Annotated in this window: 26 protein-coding genes, 1 pseudogene and 1 riboswitch; of the genes and pseudogenes, 17 read left to right on the top strand and 10 right to left on the bottom strand. The window is 43.6% G+C overall.

Going from position 1 to position 22972, the window contains the following annotated elements; all coding sequences use genetic code 11:
* Nucleotides 1-157: 157 nt before the first annotated feature.
* The gene (locus ACTTK6_RS12715) at nucleotides 158-610 is read right to left on the bottom strand and encodes a prephenate dehydratase domain-containing protein (protein ID WP_462833605.1); all 453 of its coding nucleotides are present in this window, start codon (nucleotides 608-610) and stop codon (nucleotides 158-160) included.
* A gap of 185 nt (nucleotides 611-795) precedes the next feature.
* Between ACTTK6_RS12715 and ACTTK6_RS12710 the strand changes: the two genes are divergently transcribed.
* From ACTTK6_RS12710 to ACTTK6_RS12695, 4 genes and pseudogenes are all read left to right on the top strand, one after another.
* A complete protein-coding gene (locus ACTTK6_RS12710; RefSeq protein WP_462833599.1) occupies nucleotides 796-1689 on the top strand; it encodes a PhzF family phenazine biosynthesis protein in 894 nt (297 codons plus the stop codon).
* A gap of 35 nt (nucleotides 1690-1724) precedes the next feature.
* Complete coding sequence (locus ACTTK6_RS12705; RefSeq protein ID WP_462833598.1) at nucleotides 1725-2285, top strand: GNAT family N-acetyltransferase; 561 nt, start codon at nucleotides 1725-1727, stop codon at nucleotides 2283-2285.
* A 73-nt stretch (nucleotides 2286-2358) separates the two neighbouring features.
* Nucleotides 2359-2841, top strand: a complete 483-nt coding sequence (locus ACTTK6_RS12700) for a pyridoxamine 5'-phosphate oxidase family protein (protein WP_462833597.1) — start codon at nucleotides 2359-2361, stop codon at nucleotides 2839-2841.
* Nucleotides 2842-3163: 322 nt separating this feature from the next.
* Nucleotides 3164-3337 (top strand): annotated as a pseudogene (locus ACTTK6_RS12695) (DUF6366 family protein); the annotation flags it as partial.
* Nucleotides 3338-3368: 31 nt separating this feature from the next.
* On the opposite strand, the gene ACTTK6_RS12690 reads toward ACTTK6_RS12695, so the two are convergent.
* The 3 genes from ACTTK6_RS12690 to ACTTK6_RS12680 all read right to left on the bottom strand — a co-directional run bounded on the left by ACTTK6_RS12690 (nucleotide 3369) and on the right by ACTTK6_RS12680 (nucleotide 5508).
* A complete protein-coding gene (locus tag ACTTK6_RS12690; RefSeq protein ID WP_462833595.1) occupies nucleotides 3369-4406 on the bottom strand; it encodes a serine hydrolase domain-containing protein in 1038 nt (345 codons plus the stop codon).
* 215 nt (nucleotides 4407-4621) lie between these two features.
* Entirely contained in the window at nucleotides 4622-5173 is a 552-nt protein-coding gene (locus tag ACTTK6_RS12685; protein WP_462833594.1) for a DUF2812 domain-containing protein, read from the bottom strand.
* On the bottom strand, nucleotides 5152-5508 hold the full coding sequence (locus tag ACTTK6_RS12680; protein WP_462833593.1) for a PadR family transcriptional regulator: 357 nt from the start codon (nucleotides 5506-5508) through the stop codon (nucleotides 5152-5154). Before ACTTK6_RS12680 ends, ACTTK6_RS12685 begins: the two co-directional genes overlap by 22 nt.
* 235 nt (nucleotides 5509-5743) lie before the next feature.
* Here ACTTK6_RS12680 and ACTTK6_RS12675 point away from each other — a divergent pair, with 235 nt between their 5' ends.
* The 4 genes from ACTTK6_RS12675 (at nucleotide 5744) to ACTTK6_RS12660 (ending at nucleotide 9101) form a co-directional block, all read left to right on the top strand.
* A complete protein-coding gene (locus tag ACTTK6_RS12675) occupies nucleotides 5744-6337 on the top strand; it encodes a hypothetical protein (protein WP_462833592.1) in 594 nt (197 codons plus the stop codon).
* A 308-nt stretch (nucleotides 6338-6645) separates the two neighbouring features.
* Nucleotides 6646-7218 (top strand): DeoR family transcriptional regulator, encoded by a 573-nt coding sequence (locus tag ACTTK6_RS12670; RefSeq protein ID WP_158219188.1) that lies wholly within the window; start codon nucleotides 6646-6648, stop codon nucleotides 7216-7218.
* 41 nt (nucleotides 7219-7259) lie between these two features.
* A complete protein-coding gene (locus ACTTK6_RS12665; protein WP_462833591.1) occupies nucleotides 7260-8630 on the top strand; it encodes a PepSY-associated TM helix domain-containing protein in 1371 nt (456 codons plus the stop codon).
* Between the two features lie 15 nt (nucleotides 8631-8645).
* On the top strand, nucleotides 8646-9101 hold the full coding sequence (locus ACTTK6_RS12660) for a hypothetical protein (protein ID WP_462833589.1): 456 nt from the start codon (nucleotides 8646-8648) through the stop codon (nucleotides 9099-9101).
* 98 nt (nucleotides 9102-9199) lie between these two features.
* Here ACTTK6_RS12660 and ACTTK6_RS12655 read toward each other — a convergent pair whose 3' ends face one another.
* Entirely contained in the window at nucleotides 9200-9274 is a 75-nt protein-coding gene (locus ACTTK6_RS12655; RefSeq protein ID WP_371862280.1) for a hypothetical protein, read from the bottom strand.
* Nucleotides 9275-9766: 492 nt separating this feature from the next.
* Here ACTTK6_RS12655 and msrA point away from each other — a divergent pair, with 492 nt between their 5' ends.
* Nucleotides 9767-10894 (top strand): peptide-methionine (S)-S-oxide reductase MsrA, encoded by a 1128-nt coding sequence (gene msrA, locus ACTTK6_RS12650; protein WP_462833588.1) that lies wholly within the window; start codon nucleotides 9767-9769, stop codon nucleotides 10892-10894.
* Nucleotides 10895-11061: 167 nt separating this feature from the next.
* Here msrA and ACTTK6_RS12645 read toward each other — a convergent pair whose 3' ends face one another.
* Nucleotides 11062-12291 (bottom strand): mechanosensitive ion channel, encoded by a 1230-nt coding sequence (locus ACTTK6_RS12645; protein ID WP_462833587.1) that lies wholly within the window; start codon nucleotides 12289-12291, stop codon nucleotides 11062-11064.
* Nucleotides 12292-12774: 483 nt separating this feature from the next.
* On the opposite strand from ACTTK6_RS12645, the gene ACTTK6_RS12640 reads away from it, so the two are divergent.
* From ACTTK6_RS12640 to ACTTK6_RS12610, 7 genes are all read left to right on the top strand, one after another.
* A complete protein-coding gene (locus ACTTK6_RS12640; RefSeq protein WP_079476689.1) occupies nucleotides 12775-12984 on the top strand; it encodes a hypothetical protein in 210 nt (69 codons plus the stop codon).
* Between the two features lie 436 nt (nucleotides 12985-13420).
* Nucleotides 13421-14197: a helix-turn-helix transcriptional regulator gene (locus ACTTK6_RS12635; RefSeq protein ID WP_079476688.1), complete on the top strand. Its 777-nt coding sequence runs from the start codon at nucleotides 13421-13423 to the stop codon at nucleotides 14195-14197.
* A gap of 218 nt (nucleotides 14198-14415) precedes the next feature.
* Complete coding sequence (pgaC, locus tag ACTTK6_RS12630) at nucleotides 14416-15639, top strand: poly-beta-1,6-N-acetyl-D-glucosamine synthase (protein ID WP_079476687.1); 1224 nt, start codon at nucleotides 14416-14418, stop codon at nucleotides 15637-15639.
* 421 nt (nucleotides 15640-16060) lie between these two features.
* The gene (locus ACTTK6_RS12625) at nucleotides 16061-16939 is read left to right on the top strand and encodes a polysaccharide deacetylase family protein (RefSeq protein WP_462833586.1); all 879 of its coding nucleotides are present in this window, start codon (nucleotides 16061-16063) and stop codon (nucleotides 16937-16939) included.
* An 18-nt stretch (nucleotides 16940-16957) separates the two neighbouring features.
* Entirely contained in the window at nucleotides 16958-17167 is a 210-nt protein-coding gene (locus ACTTK6_RS12620; protein WP_079476684.1) for a hypothetical protein, read from the top strand.
* Between the two features lie 570 nt (nucleotides 17168-17737).
* A riboswitch (guanidine-I (ykkC/yxkD leader) is annotated at nucleotides 17738-17843 on the top strand.
* 74 nt (nucleotides 17844-17917) lie between these two features.
* On the top strand, nucleotides 17918-18259 hold the full coding sequence (locus tag ACTTK6_RS12615) for a DMT family transporter (RefSeq protein WP_079476683.1): 342 nt from the start codon (nucleotides 17918-17920) through the stop codon (nucleotides 18257-18259).
* A complete protein-coding gene (locus ACTTK6_RS12610; RefSeq protein ID WP_079476682.1) occupies nucleotides 18259-18573 on the top strand; it encodes a DMT family transporter in 315 nt (104 codons plus the stop codon). The genes ACTTK6_RS12615 and ACTTK6_RS12610 overlap by 1 nt, the downstream gene beginning before the upstream one ends.
* Here the strand turns inward: ACTTK6_RS12610 and ACTTK6_RS12605 are convergent.
* Nucleotides 18570-18941: a hypothetical protein gene (locus tag ACTTK6_RS12605; protein WP_462833585.1), complete on the bottom strand. Its 372-nt coding sequence runs from the start codon at nucleotides 18939-18941 to the stop codon at nucleotides 18570-18572. The two genes, ACTTK6_RS12610 and ACTTK6_RS12605, sit on opposite strands and share 4 nt — an antisense overlap.
* Nucleotides 18942-19395: 454 nt before the next feature.
* Between ACTTK6_RS12605 and ACTTK6_RS12600 the strand changes: the two genes are divergently transcribed.
* Nucleotides 19396-20007 (top strand): N-acetylmuramoyl-L-alanine amidase family protein, encoded by a 612-nt coding sequence (locus ACTTK6_RS12600; protein WP_079476680.1) that lies wholly within the window; start codon nucleotides 19396-19398, stop codon nucleotides 20005-20007.
* Nucleotides 20008-20115: 108 nt separating this feature from the next.
* On the opposite strand, the gene ACTTK6_RS12595 is transcribed toward ACTTK6_RS12600, so the two are convergent.
* The 3 genes from ACTTK6_RS12595 to ACTTK6_RS12585 all read right to left on the bottom strand — a co-directional run bounded on the left by ACTTK6_RS12595 (nucleotide 20116) and on the right by ACTTK6_RS12585 (nucleotide 22884).
* A complete protein-coding gene (locus ACTTK6_RS12595; protein ID WP_079476679.1) occupies nucleotides 20116-20430 on the bottom strand; it encodes a hypothetical protein in 315 nt (104 codons plus the stop codon).
* Nucleotides 20431-20537: 107 nt separating this feature from the next.
* Nucleotides 20538-21989, bottom strand: coding sequence for a cardiolipin synthase (gene cls / locus ACTTK6_RS12590; protein WP_079477048.1), 1452 nt, complete (start codon nucleotides 21987-21989; stop codon nucleotides 20538-20540).
* Between the two features lie 280 nt (nucleotides 21990-22269).
* Nucleotides 22270-22884, bottom strand: a complete 615-nt coding sequence (locus tag ACTTK6_RS12585) for a TetR/AcrR family transcriptional regulator (RefSeq protein WP_079476678.1) — start codon at nucleotides 22882-22884, stop codon at nucleotides 22270-22272.
* Nucleotides 22885-22972 lie beyond the last annotated feature (88 nt).

The following is a 22972-nucleotide window of genomic DNA, read 5'->3' as shown; positions in this document are numbered from 1 at the left end:
CGTACCGTATCAACGGGGATTCTGTCTCTTTTTTATCGTTAATGGAAATAATTGTTAGTAAACCCGCAACAAAAGAGCTTTTTAATAGGCGACGCAACACTCTCATTGAGTGGGGCATAAATAAAAGTGTGTGAAATATAGGGGGAAAATACAGGATCTATTTTTCAAATAAACCAAAGATCGTTTTGTCATCATTATCTTCAATATGATAACAAAGCACAGCTAAGCCATAAATATCGGCTGCCGCTCTTGAAGCGATGGCTGCTGTACGAGGCCATTGGTGCTTCTGAATTAGGGAAGCACTGGCAGCAGTATTATAAAAAGGAACTTGTTTTACTGATAGTGTGGATAAAAACTCCTGGCATTCCTCCAAAGCTTTAGGGTGAGAATACACGGTGTGAATGGAGTCTAATATTTCTCCTTTAAGAGCTAACAAACAATGATGTGTGGCTAGAGACCACTGCTCAAGCATTGTCAACTTATGATGGCGAAGCAGCTGTTGCACTTCCTTTACTTCTCCTTGATAAGAAGTAGATATGAGAAGAATCACTTGGTCAGCGAAGTCCCCCAAGGTTTGAACAGCTTCCTGAAAGCTATTGGAGTAATGAATGGTAATGGATTCGGTTTACACTTGGTTAAGTGCCTGTTCAGCGTAGCATTCCGGCATACCGCTTAATGAAATCTCCAATGAACGAACACCCCTTTTAACTTTACAAACCTATTTAAATAAGATTATTAATTCCAATGCGAATATTTTCATGCCACTATAAATTTTAACAAATGAGGAGGTAACCAATGCAGAAAATCCGTGTTCATCATTATGATGCGTTTAGTGAGGTACCGCACAAAGGGAACCCGGCGGGTGTCGTTTTTGACGGAGACCATTTGACAGAACCAGAGATGCAGCATGCAGCTTATCAGGTTGGTTTTAATGAAACGGCCTTTGTATTATCCTCCGCAGCAGCAGATCTACGTCTGCGCTTTTTTACCCCAGGCCACGAAATGGATTTATGCGGCCACGCTACACTGGCTTCCGCTTATTCATTAAAAAGTGCAGGGCTGCTCGGTGACAAAGAACGTATCACGATAGAAACAGGGGCTGGTATTTTAACGGTCGGGATACAAGCGTCTGCCCATCAACAGCACACAATTACGATGACCCAGGCGCCGCCTAAATTTGAAGCGTTTCATGGTTCCCGGGCCTCTCTAGCCGCTTCGATGGGGATAAAGGAAAAAGATATTCACAATGATCTGCCCATTGTCTATGGCAGCACCGGAACGTGGACGCTGCTGGTGCCGATTGCTTACATAGACAGCCTTGAGAAGATGAGACCTGATAATTCAGCTTTTCCAGCTGTACTTACGAAGATGCCTAAAGCTTCTATTCATCCATTTTGTCTAGAGACTTATGATAAAGCAGCTGATATGCATGCGAGGCATTTTTCCTCCCCGTATTCGGGGACCGTGGAAGACTCTGTCACAGGTACAGCCTCCGGGGTTATGGGAGCATATTGGGCGGCTTATATTGATAAAAGCTTTCGTTCGCCGCTGCAGCTTACCATAGAGCAGGGGCAGGAGATGAATAAAGATGGGCGGGTTCTTGTGCAGGTTGTAAGACAAAAAGCCAATGTTGATGTGAGTATTACCGGCCGGGCGGTTTATGTAACCAGCTTTGATGTAGATGCGTAGTAGGAAAATTTTCGGGAAATCAAAAGGAGCAGAGAATGAGTAAACTGGGTGGTCACAACGTATTTTTAAGACAAGCCAACGAGACTGACACAAAGCAACTGTACGAATGGAAATATCTCGACGAGCATCAGGAAGCAAAAAAATGGAATGCGCCGTATATCGCTGAAGATGCCATTTCTTTTTCCGCCTATCATGAGCAGTGGCAGACAGAAATCTTTCCCGGTATTCCTTCTGCACTGGCTATTATCGCTGACTACCAGGCGATAGGTTATACAGGAGCTTACTGGGTGGATACTGATACATACTGGATGGAAACAGGTATTGTCATTTACGATTCTGCCTATTGGAATGGGGGCTATGGGACAAAGGCCTATCACTTATGGATTGATTATTTATTTCACTACACGGATCTCCATCGTTTAGGCATGAGCACCTGGTCAGCGAATGAACGCATGATGCAGGTTGCTAAAAAATTAGGGATGAAGGAAGAGGCCCGTATCCGGGAGGCAAGATACTGGCAGGGAAGCTACTATGACTCGATCAAAATGGGGATATTAAGAAGAGAATGGGAAAGCCTGCAAAGCATGGATGAATGAAGGAAGAAACAAGTGGCTTGAAATATATGGTCTTCTTTACGAAGAACGACCTAAGAAAGAAAGGAACGATCTAATGAAAATCTTACATGATGCCTCAACTCCCGATGATCCGGAAAAATTTTTGGATAATCTTTTGCAGCGTGCGTTATTTGCTCATTTATCTACGGTGCATGAAGACGGGCCCCGGGAGTCTCCCGTATGGTTTTTATGGGAGAACAAGGAAATATGGATCCTTGGAAACACGCAATCCGACTCGTTTCCTGCACGGGTTGAAAGCGAATCCCGATGTGCGCTTGGTGTCGTGGATTTCAATCCTGCAACCGGTCTCGTTCAGCACGCAGGCATCCGGGGCTGGGGCAGTCTGTTGGTTCATGATCGTGAACGGGTTTCCCGGTTATTCTGCAAATACATGGGGGCTCCGGAGCATTGGGCTTCACGCTTTACAAACGTTTTGGGTGACCCGGCTTGGGTTCTGATTCGTATAAGTCCTGAGACGGTAGTTGTACGTGATCAATCGTATGATCGTATTAATACGGGGGAGGAGGGACTCCAATAAATATCTTTGATGTGATGGCGATTGTTTTATTTTCAATTTTTCTTGGTTTGCTTCCGGTAGCGTTCTTTGTTTATCCGTATTGGCTTCAGCAGCAATCCGCCCGGGCTGTAGAAGCGAAAACGTACGGCATGACCCTCCTCATTTTCGCTTTGATGCTCCTGTCCGGGTATGTGGCGTTTTATGTATGAATATATGAAAGTTAAATATAGTTCAAGAAAGAAGCACTTTCGATATTCACTAACAGAACAGGAAAAATATTGTCATTTATTGGATGTAACAATAGCGGAGGAATCTAAATAAGCGAAAATAAAGAAGAGAAGGGCTAAGAGAAGAAGTATTAAAACGAAATTCCACTGGTAACATGAATGATTCCTTTCACCGGGCAGAGAGCGGCAGCCTTGTGGATCTTGTTACCAGTTTGGGTTGGAAAGGAACAGGCATCCTTATTCTTGTAATCATAGTAGGGCTCGAAGCCTTTCCATTTTTCTTCGGCTGAAAATCAGCTTAAGAAAATATATTAAAAGAAATCAGTTGCGCATAATATCCACAATACCTTGATACATTTTGGAAAACATTGATCTTTCTCCCCAGGTGTTTGAACAAATAACAACAGAGATCTTAGAAGCTTTATCAAAATACATATAGCTGTTGTATCCTGGAGCTGTACCTGCGTGCTCAGCTATTGGAACGCTGGAGTTTTGATCAACGATCCACCCGTACGCGTACGAGTAGGAAGATCCGTACATATTAGTAGCTGGAGTAAAAAGAGCTTGAAGCTCTGATTGATGTAATAGCGAAGATTTTTGAAGCGACTCGAGCCATAGTTGCAGATCATGAACCGAGCTGCTAATACCACCGGCAGCAAACATTAGGGAATTGTGAAAAGAAAACACGGATGCGGGCACAGGGGCAAAAGTGTCGTACCCAATACTGGATGACGGATTGGAGGGACCAGAACAGTACATAGACTGGGTCATGCCGAGCGGCGCAAAAACATATTTCTGCAGAAAATCGCTGTAGCTATACCCGGAAACGAGCTCGATAATATGTCCTAAGATCACATAATTTGAGTTACTGTATTCATAAGCAGACCCTGGTGTAAATTGCAAAGCCTTGTCCTGGAAGCAGGCAATCAATTCCTGAGGAGAATAAGCATGATCTTTGCTGCTGCCTGGCTGGTAGGTACCAGTATTAAAATTGTAATGGTCGAAAAGCAGATCATTCAGATAGTTCGGAATGCCGGAGGACATACTCAACAGATGTTGCAGTGTAATTTGGTCCCCATTGGGATAATTAGGAAGGTATTTTTGTACAGGATCGTAAACATGCAAACACCCCTGAGCCTGAAGATGAAGAATTGCAAAGGCGGTAATTTGTTTGGTCAGAGAACCAATCCGATAAGTGGTACGGGGAGTATGAGGGAGCTGCTTATCCTCATCTGCATATCCATACCCTTGCTGAAACAGAATCCGGTGTTTGAGTAGAACAGATACATATCCGCTGAAGAAGCGGAACGTTTTCATATGGCGGTGAAGCTGCTCCCTTTTTCTGCGATAACGAAGCATTTCCTTTTCTCCTTTCCTCAGCGTGGTAACTTCCATTTTTTCTCAAAGAAAAGAAAAAATCAAGCCAGACTTATTTTCCAAAGCAAGGTTTCTTCTCAAAAGGTATAATCATAAAAATCACCGTCGGAAATAAACATTCCAACGGCTTGCATTCAAATTGCATTCATTTTTAATTTCCTGCAAAACTTTTGCTTTTCAATATTTTTAATGAAATTTTATGCTTCGTTCTTTTGCCGAAGACGGCTGACTTTGTATTGATAGCCGAGATAAGGAAATGCGGTGAAAATAAGTGGTATCAACGTCATTCCTATTACAATAGGATAGATGACATCAAACCACATGGAGCCGGAAAACAGGGAAGATAAAAACCAAAATAACATAACAGTGAGAAAAAAAATGATCAGCGACATGAGCGCATACCGGCCAAACTGCTGTTTTTGCTGGTGGTAGACGTCCTGCTTGTCCTGCTGCTTCGTATACAGGGAGTCCGTTTCCACGGGGGCACGAAAAATATGGGTTTCTTCGCCGAGGGAGCAAACGTACTCCCATCCCGCATCTTGATACAGTTGAAAATAATCCTGGTCAGGATGAGCACGGTAATCGAGTTCGTATTGTATGCGGGCAGGCTCACCGGGGATCAATCTATAACCAAAAAGCCCGAATCGCTCCAAATGCCAGCCTTTGCCTGCTTGTTTCTCTAGCTTCTTCATATCCTTATGCTCCGAGAAGGCGAGCCCGCCGCTCGTCATGTATTTTCGTTTAGCCATCGTAAAGGCACTCCTTTCTGTTGTAACGCTTCTTTCCCATGATCGACCATCCGTTGTCGACGCCGAACCTCCTGTTGAAAAACATCTATGCCAGTCTCCGTAATAATATAAACCTTACGCTGCTCGGCTTCCTTCCATAGTTCAATATAGCCGGCGTGCAGAAGTTTCTGGGTCATTGTGTACACGGATCCAGGACCCAGGTTGACCTGGTTTTCTGTTAAATCAGCAATGGTCTGCATAATGGCATAGCCATGCTTTGGCGTCATCAGGGCTAAAAGAATGTAATAGTGTGTGTCTGTTAAATCTCCAGAAGCCAGGCTATCTTTGCGTCCCAAAAAAAGCCTCCTTTCATATCATTTAATGATAGATTATAAAATATTATACCATTAAATGATATATATGCAATACAACATATCTTTCGCTTCTTCCTAAGATGATAAATTCTATCCGGGGCAAAATAGCGCAATCTATTTTCGAAAAAAGGCAATGTTATATTATAAAAAACTGATACGTTTGGAATGCCCTATTTATGGAAAAAGGTGGTTGTGAAATGAAGGAGGAAAATCTATCATGAAGCGTATTTCAACATGGACTATCTTTATAATAAGTGCTGCCGGTCTGATTCTGGCGCCAATCGGAGCTGTGGCTTCCAATAGCAGCGACGAACGAGAAGTATTTCAGACGAGTATACATAATGCCGTAGGGTCAGAGCTGGCAGCGACAGGCGGGGATCCAGCGAGGGGCATAGCGATCACGCGGGCCGCCCTGAATGCGCAGGGGTATTTTTTGACTATTGAGGCCATGCCTGGGCTAAATACGTGGGACCTGCTTGCTGAAAATCAAAAGACTGATAGCAAGCCCCCCAACCAGAAGCGGAGTCAAACATCAACAGATGAAGATCAGGCAGTGATAGTCTCTTCAGGTGAGGAAGCCATTAACATAGTTAAACAACAGGAGGACGTTGGCGAAGATATCCGGCTTGATGACCTGGGCGGCGTCCTCCGGGAAGATGAACAGGGAGCTTATTATACGGTCCAATTAACTTCAAAAGCCCTTTCAGAAGCCGGAGGCACAGGAACCGTAGATCGGTTTAAAGTCTACCAGAACGGGGATTATATCTCTGTTTACGGAACAGAAGAGGAAACCACCAGCGATCGAGAGTGAAGCTCTTATCAAGAATTTCAGAAGACGACAAAAGTCTTTATGTTTAGTGAAAAACATGAAGGCTTTTTTATGTGATCTAAATAGATAATTAAAAGCCTCGGTTTTGAAAACGGTATATGTGTCAGTCATGTTAAAATTTGATGATTTTTAACATTTTCAAACAATGTTCACAGCAATAACAATTGAAAACGGATATGATGATGGTACACAAATGTGACTGACGTGCCATTGTATATGGGGGGTGAACCGACCAGTGGGTGTGTATCATTTAATTGCTTCACAGAAGAATACATAAGGAGGGAGTGCCGGTGATTCCTGAAAAACGACAAAAACAAATCCTGGCCTGGGTCAAGCAGCATGGATCCGTCCGCATTGCTTTTTTGAAAGAAGAGCTGGGCGTATCCGAAATGACCATTTACCGGGATATCCAAAAATTGATTCAGGATGAAGAAATTGAACGGGTGCCTGGAGGTGTCAAATACCTTCAGCCTTCGGTGCAATCAAGACAATGCGGCGTCTGCTTTCAGGAATCATTCTCGGTTCAGGCAGCGCAGCTCATGCATGCTGATGGATCGATGGCTCATTTCTGTTGCCCGCATTGCCTGCTGATGTTTATGGCCCATCACGGCAGCGAAGAAGAACAGGTGATAGGGCGTGATTTCCTGCGGGGGACCACCATGAATGCGCGCCTGGGTATTTTTTTAATTGGAGCCGATGAATGCTTGCATTGCTGTGCCCCGCAGGTATTACTATTTCAACATCAAGCTCAGGCAGTCAAATTCCAAGCAGGATTTGGCGGGGAATTATACGATTTCTCTCAGGCTGTGACAGCTGTCGCTTCGGCAATGTCCTGCTGCACGCCGGACCCCGGCCAGAATTAGAGAAAGAACGGACGCGGAGCAACTTATACCAGGAGGAAGACATGAAACAACAGAGGAGCCAAAAGAATAGAATGAACCGGCAGCATCATAACGTGTTCTGGCGGTGGCACTTTTATGCCGGTATTATATTGACGCCAATCTTATTAATGCTGGCCATTACGGGAGCTACCTATTTGTTCCGCGGCAATATCGAACAATGGCTGTATCAGAACTATGTAGAGGTGGCCGCAGAAGGAGAGAAACAGGAAGCCTCTGCGATTACCGGCGCTGCCATGGAGGAGCACCCTGACGGTACGGTGACCCGCTACCAGCCGCCGGCCGGGAAGGGCGAAGCGGCAGAAGTGGGAATGACCAACGCCTCTGGGGAGGGAATGACGGTGTTTGTGAATCCCTACACCCTGGAGAGCACCGGCACACTGATGGACCAAAACCGGATCATGGACCGGGTTGAAGAATTACATGGAGAACTAATGGCTGGCACCGCGGGAGACCGTATTGTGGAGACCGCTGCCTGTTGGACCATTTTTATGCTGGTCAGCGGCTTGTATCTCTGGTGGCCGTCCCGACAACAGATGGCCTCCCGGAAAAGCTTTCTGCCGGGAAAATCGAATAAAGACCGTGAGAAACGCAAGCGCTGGCACTCGGTACCGGCCTTTTGGATTTCCGGCGGCCTGGCATTCTTTTTGTTAACCGGAATGCTTTGGACCGGCTTTTGGGGAAACGGGTTTCAGCAGTTGACGACTAGCCAGGGCATTGGCTATCCACCGTCGATCTGGGTCGGAGACGCTCCGGTGTCCGACCAGGTTACCGAAGAAACGGGGGATGTTTCCTGGGCTGCCGAGCAGATGCCGGTGCCGGAATCATATGCAGACAACAATTATGAACAAATATCGATCGACCGGGTCGTAGACCAGGCGGAACAAACCGATGTGACTTCCGGATACGATGTGTTTTATCCTTCTTCGAGTGAAGGGGTCTACACGGTATCTGCTTTCCCGGACCAGGCCCAGGAGGAAGTCACGATGCATATAAATCAGTATACTGGAAGTGTATTAGCGGATTACAGGTGGGAACAGTATCCGCCGCTCGCCAAAACGATGGCCATGGGTATTACCATCCATAAAGGTCTGCAGTTTGGCATCTGGAACCAGCTGGCCGGGCTCTTCATCTGCCTGGGACTGATCGGGATGATCCTGAGCGGTATCTGGCTGTGGTGGTCCCGGCGTCCGGAAGGTCAGCTTGGAGCGCCGAGAAGCATGAGCAGCTGGAGGTTCCGGGGGTTTGTCGTGCTTATCATCGGCTTTGGGATCCTTTTTCCTCTCTTCGGTTTATCGGTATTAATTATCTTTGCGGTTGATCGGCTGGTGATTCGCCAAAGCCGGCGTTTACGATCATTTTTCCATGCCTCATAAGAAGGAGCAGTAATAATGAAAATCATGCTTTGGGGAATAACCGTCCTGCTGCTGGCAAGTGGATGCTCAGCGATAGATGCTAGTAACCATGAGGATTACGGAACCAGTGCTCCTGCTAGTTTATACATTCATACGGAAGAAAATGTGGCGCCAGGAGATGCTGTTCCTGTGCAGATTCATGTACTTCAGAATGAGCAGCCGTATTCGGTTCAGGGAGACGTTAGCCTGACAGTATATGACACCGAGCAGGAAAAGATTGAGACAAAGAGAGCGGACTCATCGGGTGAGGGCGTCTATACGGCTTCCGTACGGGTGCCGGACGACGGCGTTTATACGTTCGAAGCGGAGTTAAAAGAACACAAAAGCGAGCTGCAGACAGCCAAACAAGTGGGCGTAGGGGATTTAACCTCTGAGGAGCAGGAAATGCTGGGAGGCGGACACGAATCAGGGCACAGCAGCACTCATCATTAGTAAAGAGGACGTTTTCCCAGGAATCACTCTTATCGTTTAATACCCACACTGGCGGCCGGCTGCTATAGCTGGCCTTCTTTTTTGCCATTTTAAAAATTTTAGGGAAGAATGTACGTGGGAGCGACATTGTAGACATAAGCGTCAATCATGGAATTAACCGCATACCCGATCATGGAAAGGTCTGGCAGGAGTATCCGCTTGCATAATACAAAGCACCCGCCAGGACGGCTGCCATAAATGCTTCTGTTTTAATCAGTCGCTGATTCACACTCTTCGTCTCCTTGTCTTCAAGTTTTGGATCGAACAGCAAGATAGTTCATTTTTATAAATGAGTATAGATTTAGTATACAATTGCTTTTTCGAACAGTATATTGAACACATTAAGATTATTTACAGCCTAGACGGCTATACATTTTTGAGGTGGTGGTTCAAGGTGAAGAATAAATTCGTGCGGTTTCTGGCATATTTTCTCATTGGAATGCTCGTGGGCGTATTATTGCTACAGCTGGTAAATTAACGAGCAGGTAATAACTAAACATTGAAAACATTGATTGGTGTCTTTTGTTCGAATAACATTCACTAATATAAGTGCGGACAAGTTGGAATGATGTTAAAGTCGGCCCCTTTTCCTTATAATGAAAGAAAAGATACAAAAGGGGTGCTGTATGAATAAAAAACGGTGGTTTTTTAGTATAGCGGCGGTTATTCTGCTGGCAGGCGGCTGGTATTTGTACCAGGCGTTTACGGCTAATGAATATGAAGAAGTGGTTGCTACGGAGCAATCGGAATTGCAGGGGGATCTGGAAGGGATGGAGCAGGCTACGTTCGCTGGAGGGTGCTTCTGGTGTATGGAGCCGCCATTTGAATCCCGTTCCGGCGTCGTCAGTGTGGTTTCCGGCTACACGGGCGGCGAGGAGGAAAATCCTACGTATGAAGAAGTATCAGGCAAGCAGACAGGACACCAGGAAGCAGTGCAAATTACGTACGATCCGGAGCAGATCAGCTACGAGGACCTGCTGCAGATTTTCTGGCGCCAGATTGACCCGACGGATGACGAAGGGCAGTTTGTGGATAAGGGAGAGCCTTATTTATCGGCAGTGTTTTATCATGATGAGGCCCAGCGCCAGGCAGCGGAAGCCTCGTTAATGGAGCTCGAAGAGTCCGGCCGGTTTGATGAAGACATTGTAACCTCCATTGAACAATATGATACGTTTTACAAAGCAGAAGCCTATCACCAGGATTACTATAAGAAAAACCCGGGAAGATATGAATATTACAGAAATAATTCCGGGCGCGATGCCTTTTTAGATAAGGTATGGGGAGAGGATAAAGAATATGAGGTAAGCACGGAATCCCCATTTGCCGTTGATGATAAAGAAGCGGCCGTATCGGAACTGAACAGCATGCAGTATGAAGTGACGCAGGAAGACGGAACGGAGCCTGCGTACGATAATGCCTACCACGATAACGGGGAAGAGGGTATATATGTTGATATTGTATCCGGTGAGCCTCTCTTCAGCTCGCTTGACCAGTATGATTCCGGAACAGGCTGGCCAAGCTTTACGAAACCATTGGAGCTCGCAAATATTACGTATGAAGAAGACACCGGTATTCTTGGAACGAATGTGGAAGTTCGCAGCAAACATGCAGATTCACATTTAGGACACGTTTTTCGAGACGGACCTGAGCCGACAGGCCTCAGATACTGCATGAATTCAGCAGCGATGGAGTTTATCCCGGCTGATGAACTGGAAGGCACTGAATACGAAAAATATGGGGACGATTTTAAATAGCAGACCAGAAGCTCTCTTTTTTAGAAGAGGGCTTTTTTGCATTGCAGCGTTCGACTTATTTCGATGTTATTTCATTGATGTTAGTACAAATCCTTACACTACCTTTCTTTCGTTTTTAAGCGAAAAGCCGGCAAAGACTCGTTTAGTCTTTGCCGGTAAGGAATAAATTATTCTCCAGATTGATCTTTTTTCATTTTTATTTCCCATTTTTCGAGTTGACGTTGGGCGAAACCGCGTCCGCCAATTCCAAAAGAAATAGCAAAGGCCACCGACAGTCCACCAAGAATGAGCAGAAAAGCTGTATTGACAATCATTGAGGCGAATTGCAGCTGATCAAAAATCATGAAGCCAGCTACCACCCAAATGACATATTTGACAATAAGCCCGGAAACAGCACTGTTTGTCGTACGCTGAATCATTGAAGCGATCAGGCGGCCACCGATAGCAGCGAGCCCAAAAATAATCAAGGCGCTAAAGGCTAACGGCAGGTAGCCGAGAATGGTATTCCCAATTTGATTTAATACTTCAAATTGAAGAGTATTCAGCGCTTCAACCACAAAGAAGAGAAGAATGAGTACTCGTACTGTTTGGCTGATAATTTTCGCTGCGTCAACTTGAGTGACGGCGTTGGATGTTTCTCCAATGTATTTGCGGTAGAGCGAATTGACTCCTGCATTTTTTAATAAACTATACAACAAATCGACAACGACTTTTGCAATTAGATAGCCTATGGCAAGCAGAATGAGCGCGACAGCTATGGTTGGAATCGCTGCAAGTATCATGTTCAGCATATTAGAAACTGGTGCGGAAACAGCTTCGATCTGGAGAGCATCGATCCCGGTCGTTATAATAGGCAAAAGTATGAGAACAAAAAGAATATTCGCCAGCAGGCTGGACAGGGAGACATTGTCGTCTGCATTCTCCGGCTGTTTCATTATGCGGCGAAATCGTTGGTCGAGCTGCAAGCTATTTAAAAGCCCGGCGATGAGATCACGAACGAAACGAGCTACAAAATAGCCTACTACAATAATGATGGCTGCTGCTAAAATGTTCGGCAAAAAGCCAAGCAGTTTATCCATCATATTGGAGATGGGTTCTGAGACAGAAGCCATGCCAAGGGCATCTAAAATCCCCGGAAGAAATAGAATAAAGATCAAGTAATAAGCAGCCTTGCCGACCGAAGCGGCAGGGCCTTCATTTTTGGATGATCTTTCCTCTGTTTTAGATGAAAGCCGGCGTTCCAATCCTGATTTTTGAACCAGCTTGCGAATTACGATACTGCCCACCTTAGCGACTATCCAGGCAACCACAAGCAGCAAAAGTGCGGCAATGATTCCTGGTATGGCATTGGCGATCTGGTTCAGAAAATTAGTGAGAGAATTCTGCCATGCGTTCATACATTACTCCTCCTTTAAAAAATAAAATAAAGTACTCATACTGGCATATGCTTCCAGTATATAATTATGTATTTACAACATAATAAGATATTAAACTAGGTTTTTATTATCGATATTCTCAGCTTGTGCTAAACGAAGTGTGAAACAGAGGAAGAAGCAAATTATGTATATTAATACATCAATATCATGATTAAAACTGTATAAAAAAATAATGATGAATATAAAAAATTCTAACATAGTAAATTTAAAATGAATGGCAATAGTAACAAATAAAAGCGAAAAATAAAGAATAAAGCTGAAATTTGGAGTTTCACTTTTTTTAATACATTTTGAGGAACTGGAAGCCGCATACAAATGTACAGAATCTACAGGTGGAGTTAGTCGGATTTTCTTTCTGTTGTTACGATATATAATCATGTTTATGCATTTATTTTTATTTCGAAAAAATACTAAGCATCAATAATGAATGAAAGAAGGGAAAACATGAAAGATGAAATGTATCCGTACATTGTAGTTGTACTAGACACGGAGGGAGAAGAAGTGGCTAGCATCCAGGAAATGGGGACGCCAGCAACGACAGAGGAGACAGGGGCTTCGGTAGCTTTTTCGAGCTTTGAAAAGGCTCAACAATTTTATGATAAATGCAAAAAACAGTTTCCGGAATGCTCCGTTAAAATCCTTCCAAAGCCTTAGCAACAAGTCAACAATTGTGATAAAGGAAGAGGACAGCTGTTTTGGAAAATTACATTCTAACAATTTTTCAACAACTCCCTTATCCAGCATGGGAAGAAATTCAAGCCATGCTATTGAACGCCGTGTATAAAAAGTGTAGCAGGAAGTCTGGAAACGACCATTTAAACATGGAAATTTTGGTACCATGCACCAAGCCGCATTTGAGATAAGCTATCAATATGATTTATCCCGACCATTAGTAAAGAAGTTAATTTACTATCCAAAAAGGAGATGCGGGAAACAGCTGAAGTAGAATCAAATTAATATCCAACGAAAGAAAACCGATGAAGTTCTCCAATTGCCTTGTTGTTCGAATGATATACCAAAACAGATAATCATTTATATATTAAGCTGAACGTCAATAACTTGAAATACCCTGAGAGAGTTGGAGAAATGAATGAAAAAGACAAATTATCAACTGTTTAATCAATTATTTCAACAGGAGTTATATGCTCTGCAGCATGATGGACAGGGAGCCTACGGAAAGATCATTGAAGAAGGGACGCATTTTTTTGAAGCGGTCTATCATCGCCAGAGTGACAAAGCTAACCGGCATCTGCATCATATAGTGCAAATAACGGCAGCCGAACCAGATCCTGCGGCACGTATAGAAGATCTTCAGCGTTATTTTACATTTTTAGCAGGTTCCTTCGCTGATCGTTTTTCTCAGAAACTTTCTTTTTCCTGGGAATTTTTAGCGACAGCTACCACCATGATGAAGATAATAGAGACGTGGAGATCGGAAGAGGAATATATTGAAGGAATGGTGTTCATCACTGATACGTTTATAAAAACACTGGATTCCCGTGATTTTGAAATTGTTAATCATCCACACATCATCAGGTTCGTTCATCACGTAGAGCATCACATTTATGAGCGCTTAAACGTGCAGCAGGCAGCGAAAAGCCTCTCATTGTCTGCCGGTTATTTGTCCCGTTTGGTAAAGGAACACCTGGGCGTATCCGGTACGCAGTATATAAAAAGAAAAAAATTAGAAGAAAGCCTCAACTTATTGCGTAATAACCACGAATCTATTAATGCAATAGCTTCCAAATTAGGATTTCCTAATGGGAGCTATTTCATCAAAGTTTTTAAAGAACGCTACGACATCACCCCTAAACAGTATCGTCAATCCTTGATTAATGAAATCAAGATCAATACAAATTCAATATAATAACAAATTAATTCAGAAAAGGACTGCTAAAAAATTGGCAGTTCTTTCTTTTTATATTTTTCATCATAAGTATGTATATTTTGAGATTTGAAAACAAATATAAATATCAAAATATCATTATAAATTAACTATATACTATCTTTGGTAAAAATGGGGACTGTGCTATTATCACTAAATGTGTACGGAAGATTGAATATGAAAGAGAAAGTGGGTGATTCATTATTAGCGTCATTACAAATTATATTTTCTGGTACCCCATAGCCATGTCGTTACTTTGGTTATCAGGAGCATTAATTTTCATGTGGTACCGTGAGAGAAAATTTCCTATGCCGGTCGATGATAAAAATTGGCCGAAAGTATCATTTCTCGTCCCCTGTTTTAATGAAGAGGATACGATTGAAGAAACGATCCAGCATTTACATCAAAGCGACTATCCTGATTTTGAAATTATTACCATAAATGATGGGAGCTCAGATAATACAGGAGAAACTCTGCGTATGCTGACAACGAAGTATTCAGGCCTGCGTGTGATTGACAGCGCAACTAACAGAGGAAAAGCCCATGCATTAAATTTGGCTATTCACGCGGCCCGGTCTGAATATTTGATTTGTATTGATTCGGACGCCGTGTTGAGCCCAAAAGCTCCGTTCTATTTAATTAAGCATTTTCTGGAGTCCGAAGGGACGGGGGCTGTGACCGGAAACCCGAGAGTAAGAAACCGGCATAAACTTCTAAGTAAAATACAGCTTGTGGAATATGCTTCTATCATAGGTTCTATCAAGAGAGCCCAACGGATTATCGGAAAAATTAATACTGTTTCTGGAGTAATTGTTGCTTTTCGCAAAAACGCCGTGGCTCAAGTTGGTTTATGGGATACTGATATGATCACAGAAGATATTGCCATTAGCTGGAATCTCCAAACCAACGGATGGGATATTCGTTTTGAACCGTATGCTCTTTGTTGGATGCTGGTGCCGGAAACATTAAAGGGGCTGTGGAAACAACGGGTCCGTTGGGCCCAGGGCGGGCAGGAAGTGTTGTGGAAATACTGGCGGGTTCCATTTCAGTGGAGACATCGATCATTATGGTTTTTGTATTGGGAGCAAGTATGCAGCTTGTGCTGGGCTTTGGGGTGGGTCAGTTTAACAGGGTGGACCATATTAACGGCGACAGCACTGCAGCCAATACTCATATGGCTGGCCTTTTCTTCTTTTGCGCTGGCATTTTTATGTTTTTCTCAGTTGTTTATTGCACTAATCATTGATGCCCGGTATGACAATATCAAGAAATACTACCTGTGGGCTCCGTGGTACCCAGCGATTTATTGGATTATCAACGCAGTAGTCGCTGTGGTTGCGTTGCCTAAAAGCATCTACGCACGTTGGAAGGGAGGAGATGCGGTATGGGAAAGTCCCGACCGTGGAGCAAAGAACAGGAAATAATCGTTACAAATGATGATGCGTCGTGGAAAGCCTTAGGCCCCTTGATACTAACGACAATTTTATGGATATATGCCTTTTCGACCATCTTTTTTTTTATCAGCCCATGGATGGTATGGCAGATTGATTCTATGAAGCTTCTTAAATTGTCATTCAAAATTTCGGATAATGAAATCCGGCAGTTTTTATTTATAGTAAGCGGATATTTTTTTACAATCTTTCTTTTGATGATCTTTTGGCGGTATGTTTTCATCAGCATTTATATATATAGGACTAGAAAAAGACACACACGACAGCCGCAGGGCGATGCTGACAGAAAAGCTGCTTCGGCGGATTATTTAAAAGAACTGAAATATCTATCCCAGGACCAGATTCAAGCTTTTCAAAAGCAAACAATCATTAAGTGTTAAAGGACGTTATCGCAATGAAATGGGTTAAACGTGTATTAGGATTAATAATTTTGTTAGGTGTTGGTATAGTTGTGGCGTTTAATTTGCATGAAGGAAAAGCTTTTGACTCACAGCCGGCGATGATGATTGACAAAGAATTGGATACCTCTGGCTGTTTGGGAATGAATTATCATCGTGTACGTAATGCCTCTTTGCTGGAGCAGTCTATTGCTTGGGTGACTAAATCGGATGAACTGACAAAATACAGCGTATCTACGCAAGAGTTTGATTCCCAAATGAAATACTTGCAAGAGCAGAACGTGACGTTTGTAACACCTCAACAAATAAAGGAATATCAGAAGAAAGGTGATTTTCCTGAGAAATGTGTGTGGGTCTCCTTCGATGATATCGATCAAAGTGTTTATAACAATGCTTATCCAATCCTGAAAGAACAAAACATTCCGTTCACTATTTATTTAATTGTCGGCCGAATCGGCCAGGGTAATTATAAACACATGACGATGGCAAATTGGGATGAAGTGCGGACGATGCACCAATCGGGACTAGCTGTCCTGGGTTCCCACACCTATGATATGCATGAACTTCAGAACGACGGAAAAAGGCCGGTATTTGCCACTAAAAATTCATATCAAAGCTTTAGCGAAGACCTGGATCAAAGCGTTCGTACAATTGAAGATCGGACTGGGACGAAGCCGGAAACTTTTGCGATTCCTTACGGAAACACTTCAGATGCTTTAAATGAAAAAATTCGGCAGTCCGGGTTTGAAACGAACGGAATTTTAGCACCTAGAACTATTGGTCCTGAAGATTATCCATACTACATGAACCGCATCATTATTAATCAATCGTTATTTGATCAGCATGTGAAGCCATGGCTGCAGAACCAAGTATAGAAAAGAGGGGGAGTCATGATGAAGCATACAACTCAAGAACAAAGGCTGCTTCAATTTTTTGGAACGAAGCCGGATGAATGGCAGCCTTCAGAACCAGGAGATTTAGCAGCTTTTTATAAACTCTGTGATTCTGGAAAAGTAATCTTTGAAGAAATTGTACGGGTCAGGGACGGTGTCATATACATACGTCCGCGTTGTGCCAGCAGTAACGATGAAAAATTACTATAAATTCAAAAACACTATTGGAACAGGGAGCGATGATGGAAGATAAAAGAGGAGGCAGCAAGTTTAAAGCAATATGTTGGTATTTGTCGTAAAAATATTGCTTGCCTTTCTTAATATTGGTTGATAGAAGAAAACTCTGTAGAAGAAAAAGCAGTGAAAAAGAAATATTATAGCAGATTTGGGTTTGAACCCAGGAGGTACAAATATTGAAGACACTTTTCAAGTTATCATAAATGCAGTAGGTGGTTATTTGAGTAATGAATGTTCTTTTGAGGGACTAATAAAAAAGAATGGCTTCTAAATTGCTTAATAGCGGGGGGGGGGGGGTAGATGGATGCGAAAAGCGAAACAATACTATGCGCCAATTTATTTTTTGTATAGATCATAAGTACGCCAGCTTTTGTGGGAGGCACATGTCATGTGGAAACGATGTAAGTTTTATACTATTTTAACATTAGGCTTGAGTATTTTTTTTATATTGGTTTTACTGATCGCCGGTACCTACTAGACATAAAATAAGCTCAAGGGTTGCCTTGGTGTTTCTTATAATATATAATGAAATTAATCAAATAAGGGAATGTTTTCTAGGGTTCCGCAGTTCAGACTGGCTGGTCCGAGAGAAAACACACGGTTCTTGTAGAACACACCGTGCACACGGAAGGATAAAAGCCTGGGAGATGCTGTTTGTATACAGCTGTCTCCCGGGCTTTTTTTGATTTGTGAACGAAATAAGGAAAAGGAGGCACCATTAAGATGAACGGAAACTGGATCAAAGTGGTGATTGCCGCGATTTTTGAAGTAGGCTGGGTTATTGGATTAAAGCATGCCGAAAGCGTCTGGACGTGGGGCGGAACGGTGGTTTGTATTATCATCAGTTTTTACCTTATGATCATGGCAGGCCGAAAACTGCCAGTAGGCACGGTTTACGCTGTATTTGTCGGACTCGGGACAGCAGGGACGGTATTTTCAGGAATTGTCTTTTTTGGCGAGGCATTCAGTATAATAAAGATCGTTTTAGTTATGCTGCTTCTGGCCGGCGTGGTAGGTTTGAAATTGGTGACGACGGAAAGCAAAGAGAAAGGAGCTGATTCCTAATGGCATGGGCGTGGCTCGTGTTAGCCGGATTATTTGAAATGTTTGGTGTGATGATGATTAATCAAATGCATCAAGACCGGCGCTGGAGATCCTTGGCATGGCTAATTATTGGATTCGGGGCAAGTTTCTTTTTTCTATCTGAAGCCATGAAGACCCTGCCAATGGGGACAGCCTATGCAGTGTGGACAGGCATTGGAGCAGCCGGAGGTGCGCTGGCAGGGATGATTCTGTACGGAGAAAAGAAAAACTGGCAGCGGCTCTTGTTCATCCTTATGGTGTTAGGCGCAGCAGTAGGACTGAAACTCGTTGCTTAATTATAACGCCGGCTCTTCCACTGAACCGGCGTTTTTTTAGCGTTATGACACCCAGCGTCAGCCAGACTCCAACCGCATGAAAAATAAGGAACCGACAGAATATGCACATAAAGCAAACAAGACGTCCCTTCCTGCGAAATTGTTTTTGATTCCCCGTTTTGGTTTGTCTCAGAGAGAATCACTTTTAATAGAGCTTTCATTTCGCTGTCAGCATTTTCTTCGCTGGAAGAGATGTCCGCAGAGTCAACCGCCATATCCATGCCAGCTGCCGTAACGGTGTCGCCAGGACTTATGATATTGACCTCACGGTCCTCCCGCTGTTCATCGCCCCTCATAGTTTTCAGCGCTAAAAAACACTTCTGTTTCATTTTCACTGGCTCCCGCTAAGATCCCTACGCTTAAAAACAGAGGGGAAGTTATCGTAACTATTTGCTTTCGCAAGCCTGTCATCTTCTTTTTCCTGCTAGTTTACTATAAAACCTTCGATCGAAATTAAGGTGGTATTATGGTCTTTCCTGACGCAGGCAGCAACTTAACTTGGTATATTTTATAATGTTTAAGAAAAACCAGGGCCGGTAGGAGAAGCACCTTAAATGAACAAAGCCTGGTTAAAAAGAGCAACGCTTTTAGTACTCCGCCCCGTACAGAATCCTTTTCTATCATACACATTTTTCCTACTTATATGCGAAGTCAAACATTGTCGTTTAGGCCAAATCTATTTGGTAAGGGGATTGGTAGGATCGACTTTTGCAGCTTGTCGTTTCCGCTTTCGATTAGTACAGTCGACATGTATGATAATTACTTCTTTGGGAGGATTTGAACATGAAAAAATACATCGGCATCGTGTTAACCATTTTCTTATTGGGAGGCGGTGTTTTCGTTAATGAGGCGGAAGCCTCTGTAGAAGGCAAAACAGTCGCGCTGGATGCGGGACACGGAGGAGAAGACCCAGGCGCATTGGATAATGGTCTGCATGAAAAAGAACTGGTATATGATGTAGCGTACCGGACCAAGCAACGGCTGGAGCAGGCCGGTGCTGAGGTGGTCATGACCCGGGAGAGAGATGAATACCTTCCCTTAGAAGATCGGGCGGAGATCGCAAATCGCAAGGATGCAGATATTTTCGTTAGCGTTCACGCCAATGCGGCTGCCACTCCTTATGCAGAAGGAACGGAAACCTATCATTACCCAACAAGCGAAGAAGGACAACGACTGGCATTCAACCTGCAGGAGCACATGGTGGATGAATTCGGCAGTGAGGACCGGGGCGTCAAAACCGCTAATTTCAGTGTGTTGCGCAACACAGAAATGCCGGCGGCTCTTGTCGAGCTTGGATTTGTGACAAACAAGCAGGAAGCAGAACGCATGAAAGACAGTGCGTTTCGGAACGAGGCGGCAAATGCTCTATACTTAGGGATTCATCAGCATTTTTAATTAGAGCCATTCTTTACATAAAAGCCAGCCGAACGGTTTCTTGTTTTAAATAAACGAAATAAAGACGGGCTTCGTATTGTTCTACGATGCCCGTCTTTATTATTCTTTTTATTCCTGGGGTTCCTCTCTTGCCACCCGTATGGCCCAGAGCACGTTTAAAATCATAATGATGACTTGGACCAGCGCAATAAGAGATAAAAGTGTCCAGAAAAAATTCGAGTACGCAAACATACCGTTGGATAAATACACCCAGATACCGATGGCTAGGATCATGAGCGTCGGAATCAGATGAGAGACCAGAGCTTTCCCGGCATGGGCCCGGGAATAATTATTTCCAGCGATTAACACGATTAATGGCACAAAGATTGGGGCAAAAAACACGCTGATATAGGAAAGGATGGAAGTAATCTGGGATCCTGTCACCAACATCAACTCCTTTTATTAAGCTAGAGGCAAGTACTGTTTCTGCTTCGTTTCATTTTAAAAGATGTTTGTCTTTTTATCATAGCATACCTAAAAAGTTTTTTGCGCTATAAAATGGGTGACAATAGGTGGGACACCGCTTCTTTGCTTCGAATCCAAAGGGAGCGCTGCTGGTAAGCTTCAAGAGTAAGTTCAGAGGCGTAAGTTCCCATGTCGTAATGAAACGCATCAACCAGACGTTTCGTGGTGGCGGCATGATAGATAAAGGCATTCACCTCGAAATTTAAGCGAAAGCTGCGCACATCGATATTAGCAGTGCCGACCGAGCTGATTTCTTCATCCACCGTGATCGTTTTGGCGTGGATAAACCCGCGATTATATATATAGACTCTCGCGCCGGCCCGGAGAATCATTCCCACATGGGAGTACGTCGCCCAGTAAACAAAAGGGTGGTCCGGCATGGAAGGGATCATGATACGCACATCAACGCCGGAAAGAGAAGCGATGCGTATCGCATCCATTAGGCTTTCATCCGGAATGAAGTACGGAGTTTGAATGGTGACAGAGTGCTTGGCAGAGTTGATCATTTTAATATACCCATTTTTAATTTGTTCCCATTCGGAGTCCGGGCCGCTCGATACAATCTGGGTGCTACAGGGCCCAGACGCAAAGAGAGAGGGAAAATAGCGGTCGTCGTAGCGAATCTTCGAGTGGGAATGAGCCTGGTTCCAGTCGAGAACAAACCGGGTCTGCGCTGCTTTAACAGCCTGCCCCTCCAGCCGCAAGTGCGTGTCACGCCAATAACCAAACTTGCTGCTTAGGCCAACATACTCATCGCCTACGTTGAAGCCGCCGAGGTAACCAATCTGTCCATCAATGATTACGATTTTCCGGTGGTTGCGGTAATTAAGCCGCAGGTTAATCAAGGGCAGGCGCTTGGGGAAAAATGCAGCGGCTTCCCCGCCAGCCGCCAAAATGCCGTTCAGATCTTTTCTGCTTAACGTTCTTGAGCCCATATCATCATAGAGCACCCGGACGGTGATGCCCTCGGCCGCTTTTTGTCGGAGAGCTTCAATGATTTGAGAGCCGAGGTTATCATTCCGGAGAATGTAGTACTGCAGATGAATATGATCCCGGGCCTGGGAAATATCATGCAGCAGAGCGTCGAATTTGTTTTGGCCATCGGTGTAAATCTGAACGTCATTCTGCTGGGTCAGAATAGCTCCGTCATTTTTTAAGTGCATATAAATCAAATCCCGGTGCTTGGCCGCAATATCATCCGAAAAGGAGAAAGACCCGGACTTTACGGCTCCGAGCTGTTCCTGAATCAGATCTTCGATGCCGATGCTTTTCATTTCGCTTGTATCAAACAACCGCTTCCGGGTTAAATTCTGCCCAAAAATCAAATACAGTACGAAGCCTAAAACCGGCAGAAAAAACAGCAGCATAAGCCAGGCCCAGACGGTAGTCGGATGCCGTTTTTCAAGAAATACAATCACAAAAGCGGAAAAAACATTAAAAACCAGCAGCACAGCGAATAAGATAGATATAATATCAATGCCCATTTTTTCTACTCCTTTCTAAATCCATGTTTTTACTAAGGCTTGCTCTAAAAAGCAGGTCTCCAAATAATAGCATTATTTGGAGAGCAGGGACACAAAGGGAAGAAAAATACCAGCTTAAAGGATAGCTGCGGCCAAATCGATCATGGCAAAAGCCACTCAAGGTGCTGCTTGGCTTCTGCTTTTTTTGGTAGAGGCAGCTGGAAATATATTAATGATCAAATGCGATAACGATTAAAAGAGAATTCATAATAGTACAGGCCTGCGTACGGGCCGTTTATCCATGGGAGGTACTGATATATAATCCATTCATATAAAGGCTTGTCATATGTTCAATAATCTCTTCAATATCATCTGTGTATTGATCCTCGACAAGTTCCCACATAAACATCTCGTTCATGTAAAACCAGGACCGGGCAGTGATAGAAGGATTTAGATGCTGGTGTGCCAGGGCATACCGTTGGGCATAAACGATATCCTTTGTAATACTTTCTATAAACTTGTTACGAATATGCTGCCAATTCGATTCGACATTAGCTGAAATACCGATTGCTTCTTTAAAAATTTTCATTATTTGTTTCTTTTCAAGCGCTAATGATAAAAATTGTTCAACCTGGTGGGCGATTAGCTTATGTGCTTCACTCTGGGAGGAAGGCCGAAAAGGAATGGCCGCGATATTATGGAAGGATTCCATGGTTTCGAGCATCAGCTCGACCAGAAAATCCTCTTTATTTTTAAAGTATACATATGCTGTACCGTGTCCGGTTTCCGCTTTCTGATTAATTTGGCGTATTGTTGCCCTTTTAAAGCCATGTTCAAAGAAGACCTCCCGTGCGGCATAAAGTAGTTTCTGCTTTGTTTCCATTGCTTGTTGTTTTCTATTATTACTCATTTTAGCTCTCCTACTGGTTTTTTATATAACAACCGTAACATGAAAAAGAAAAAATAGAATAAAATAATTAGTTTTTAATGACATTGTG

The sequence above is a fragment of the Marinococcus salis genome, from assembly GCF_054971365.1.
Note: the sequence above shows the minus strand (reverse complement) of the source record. Positions and strands in the feature narration are given on the sequence as shown.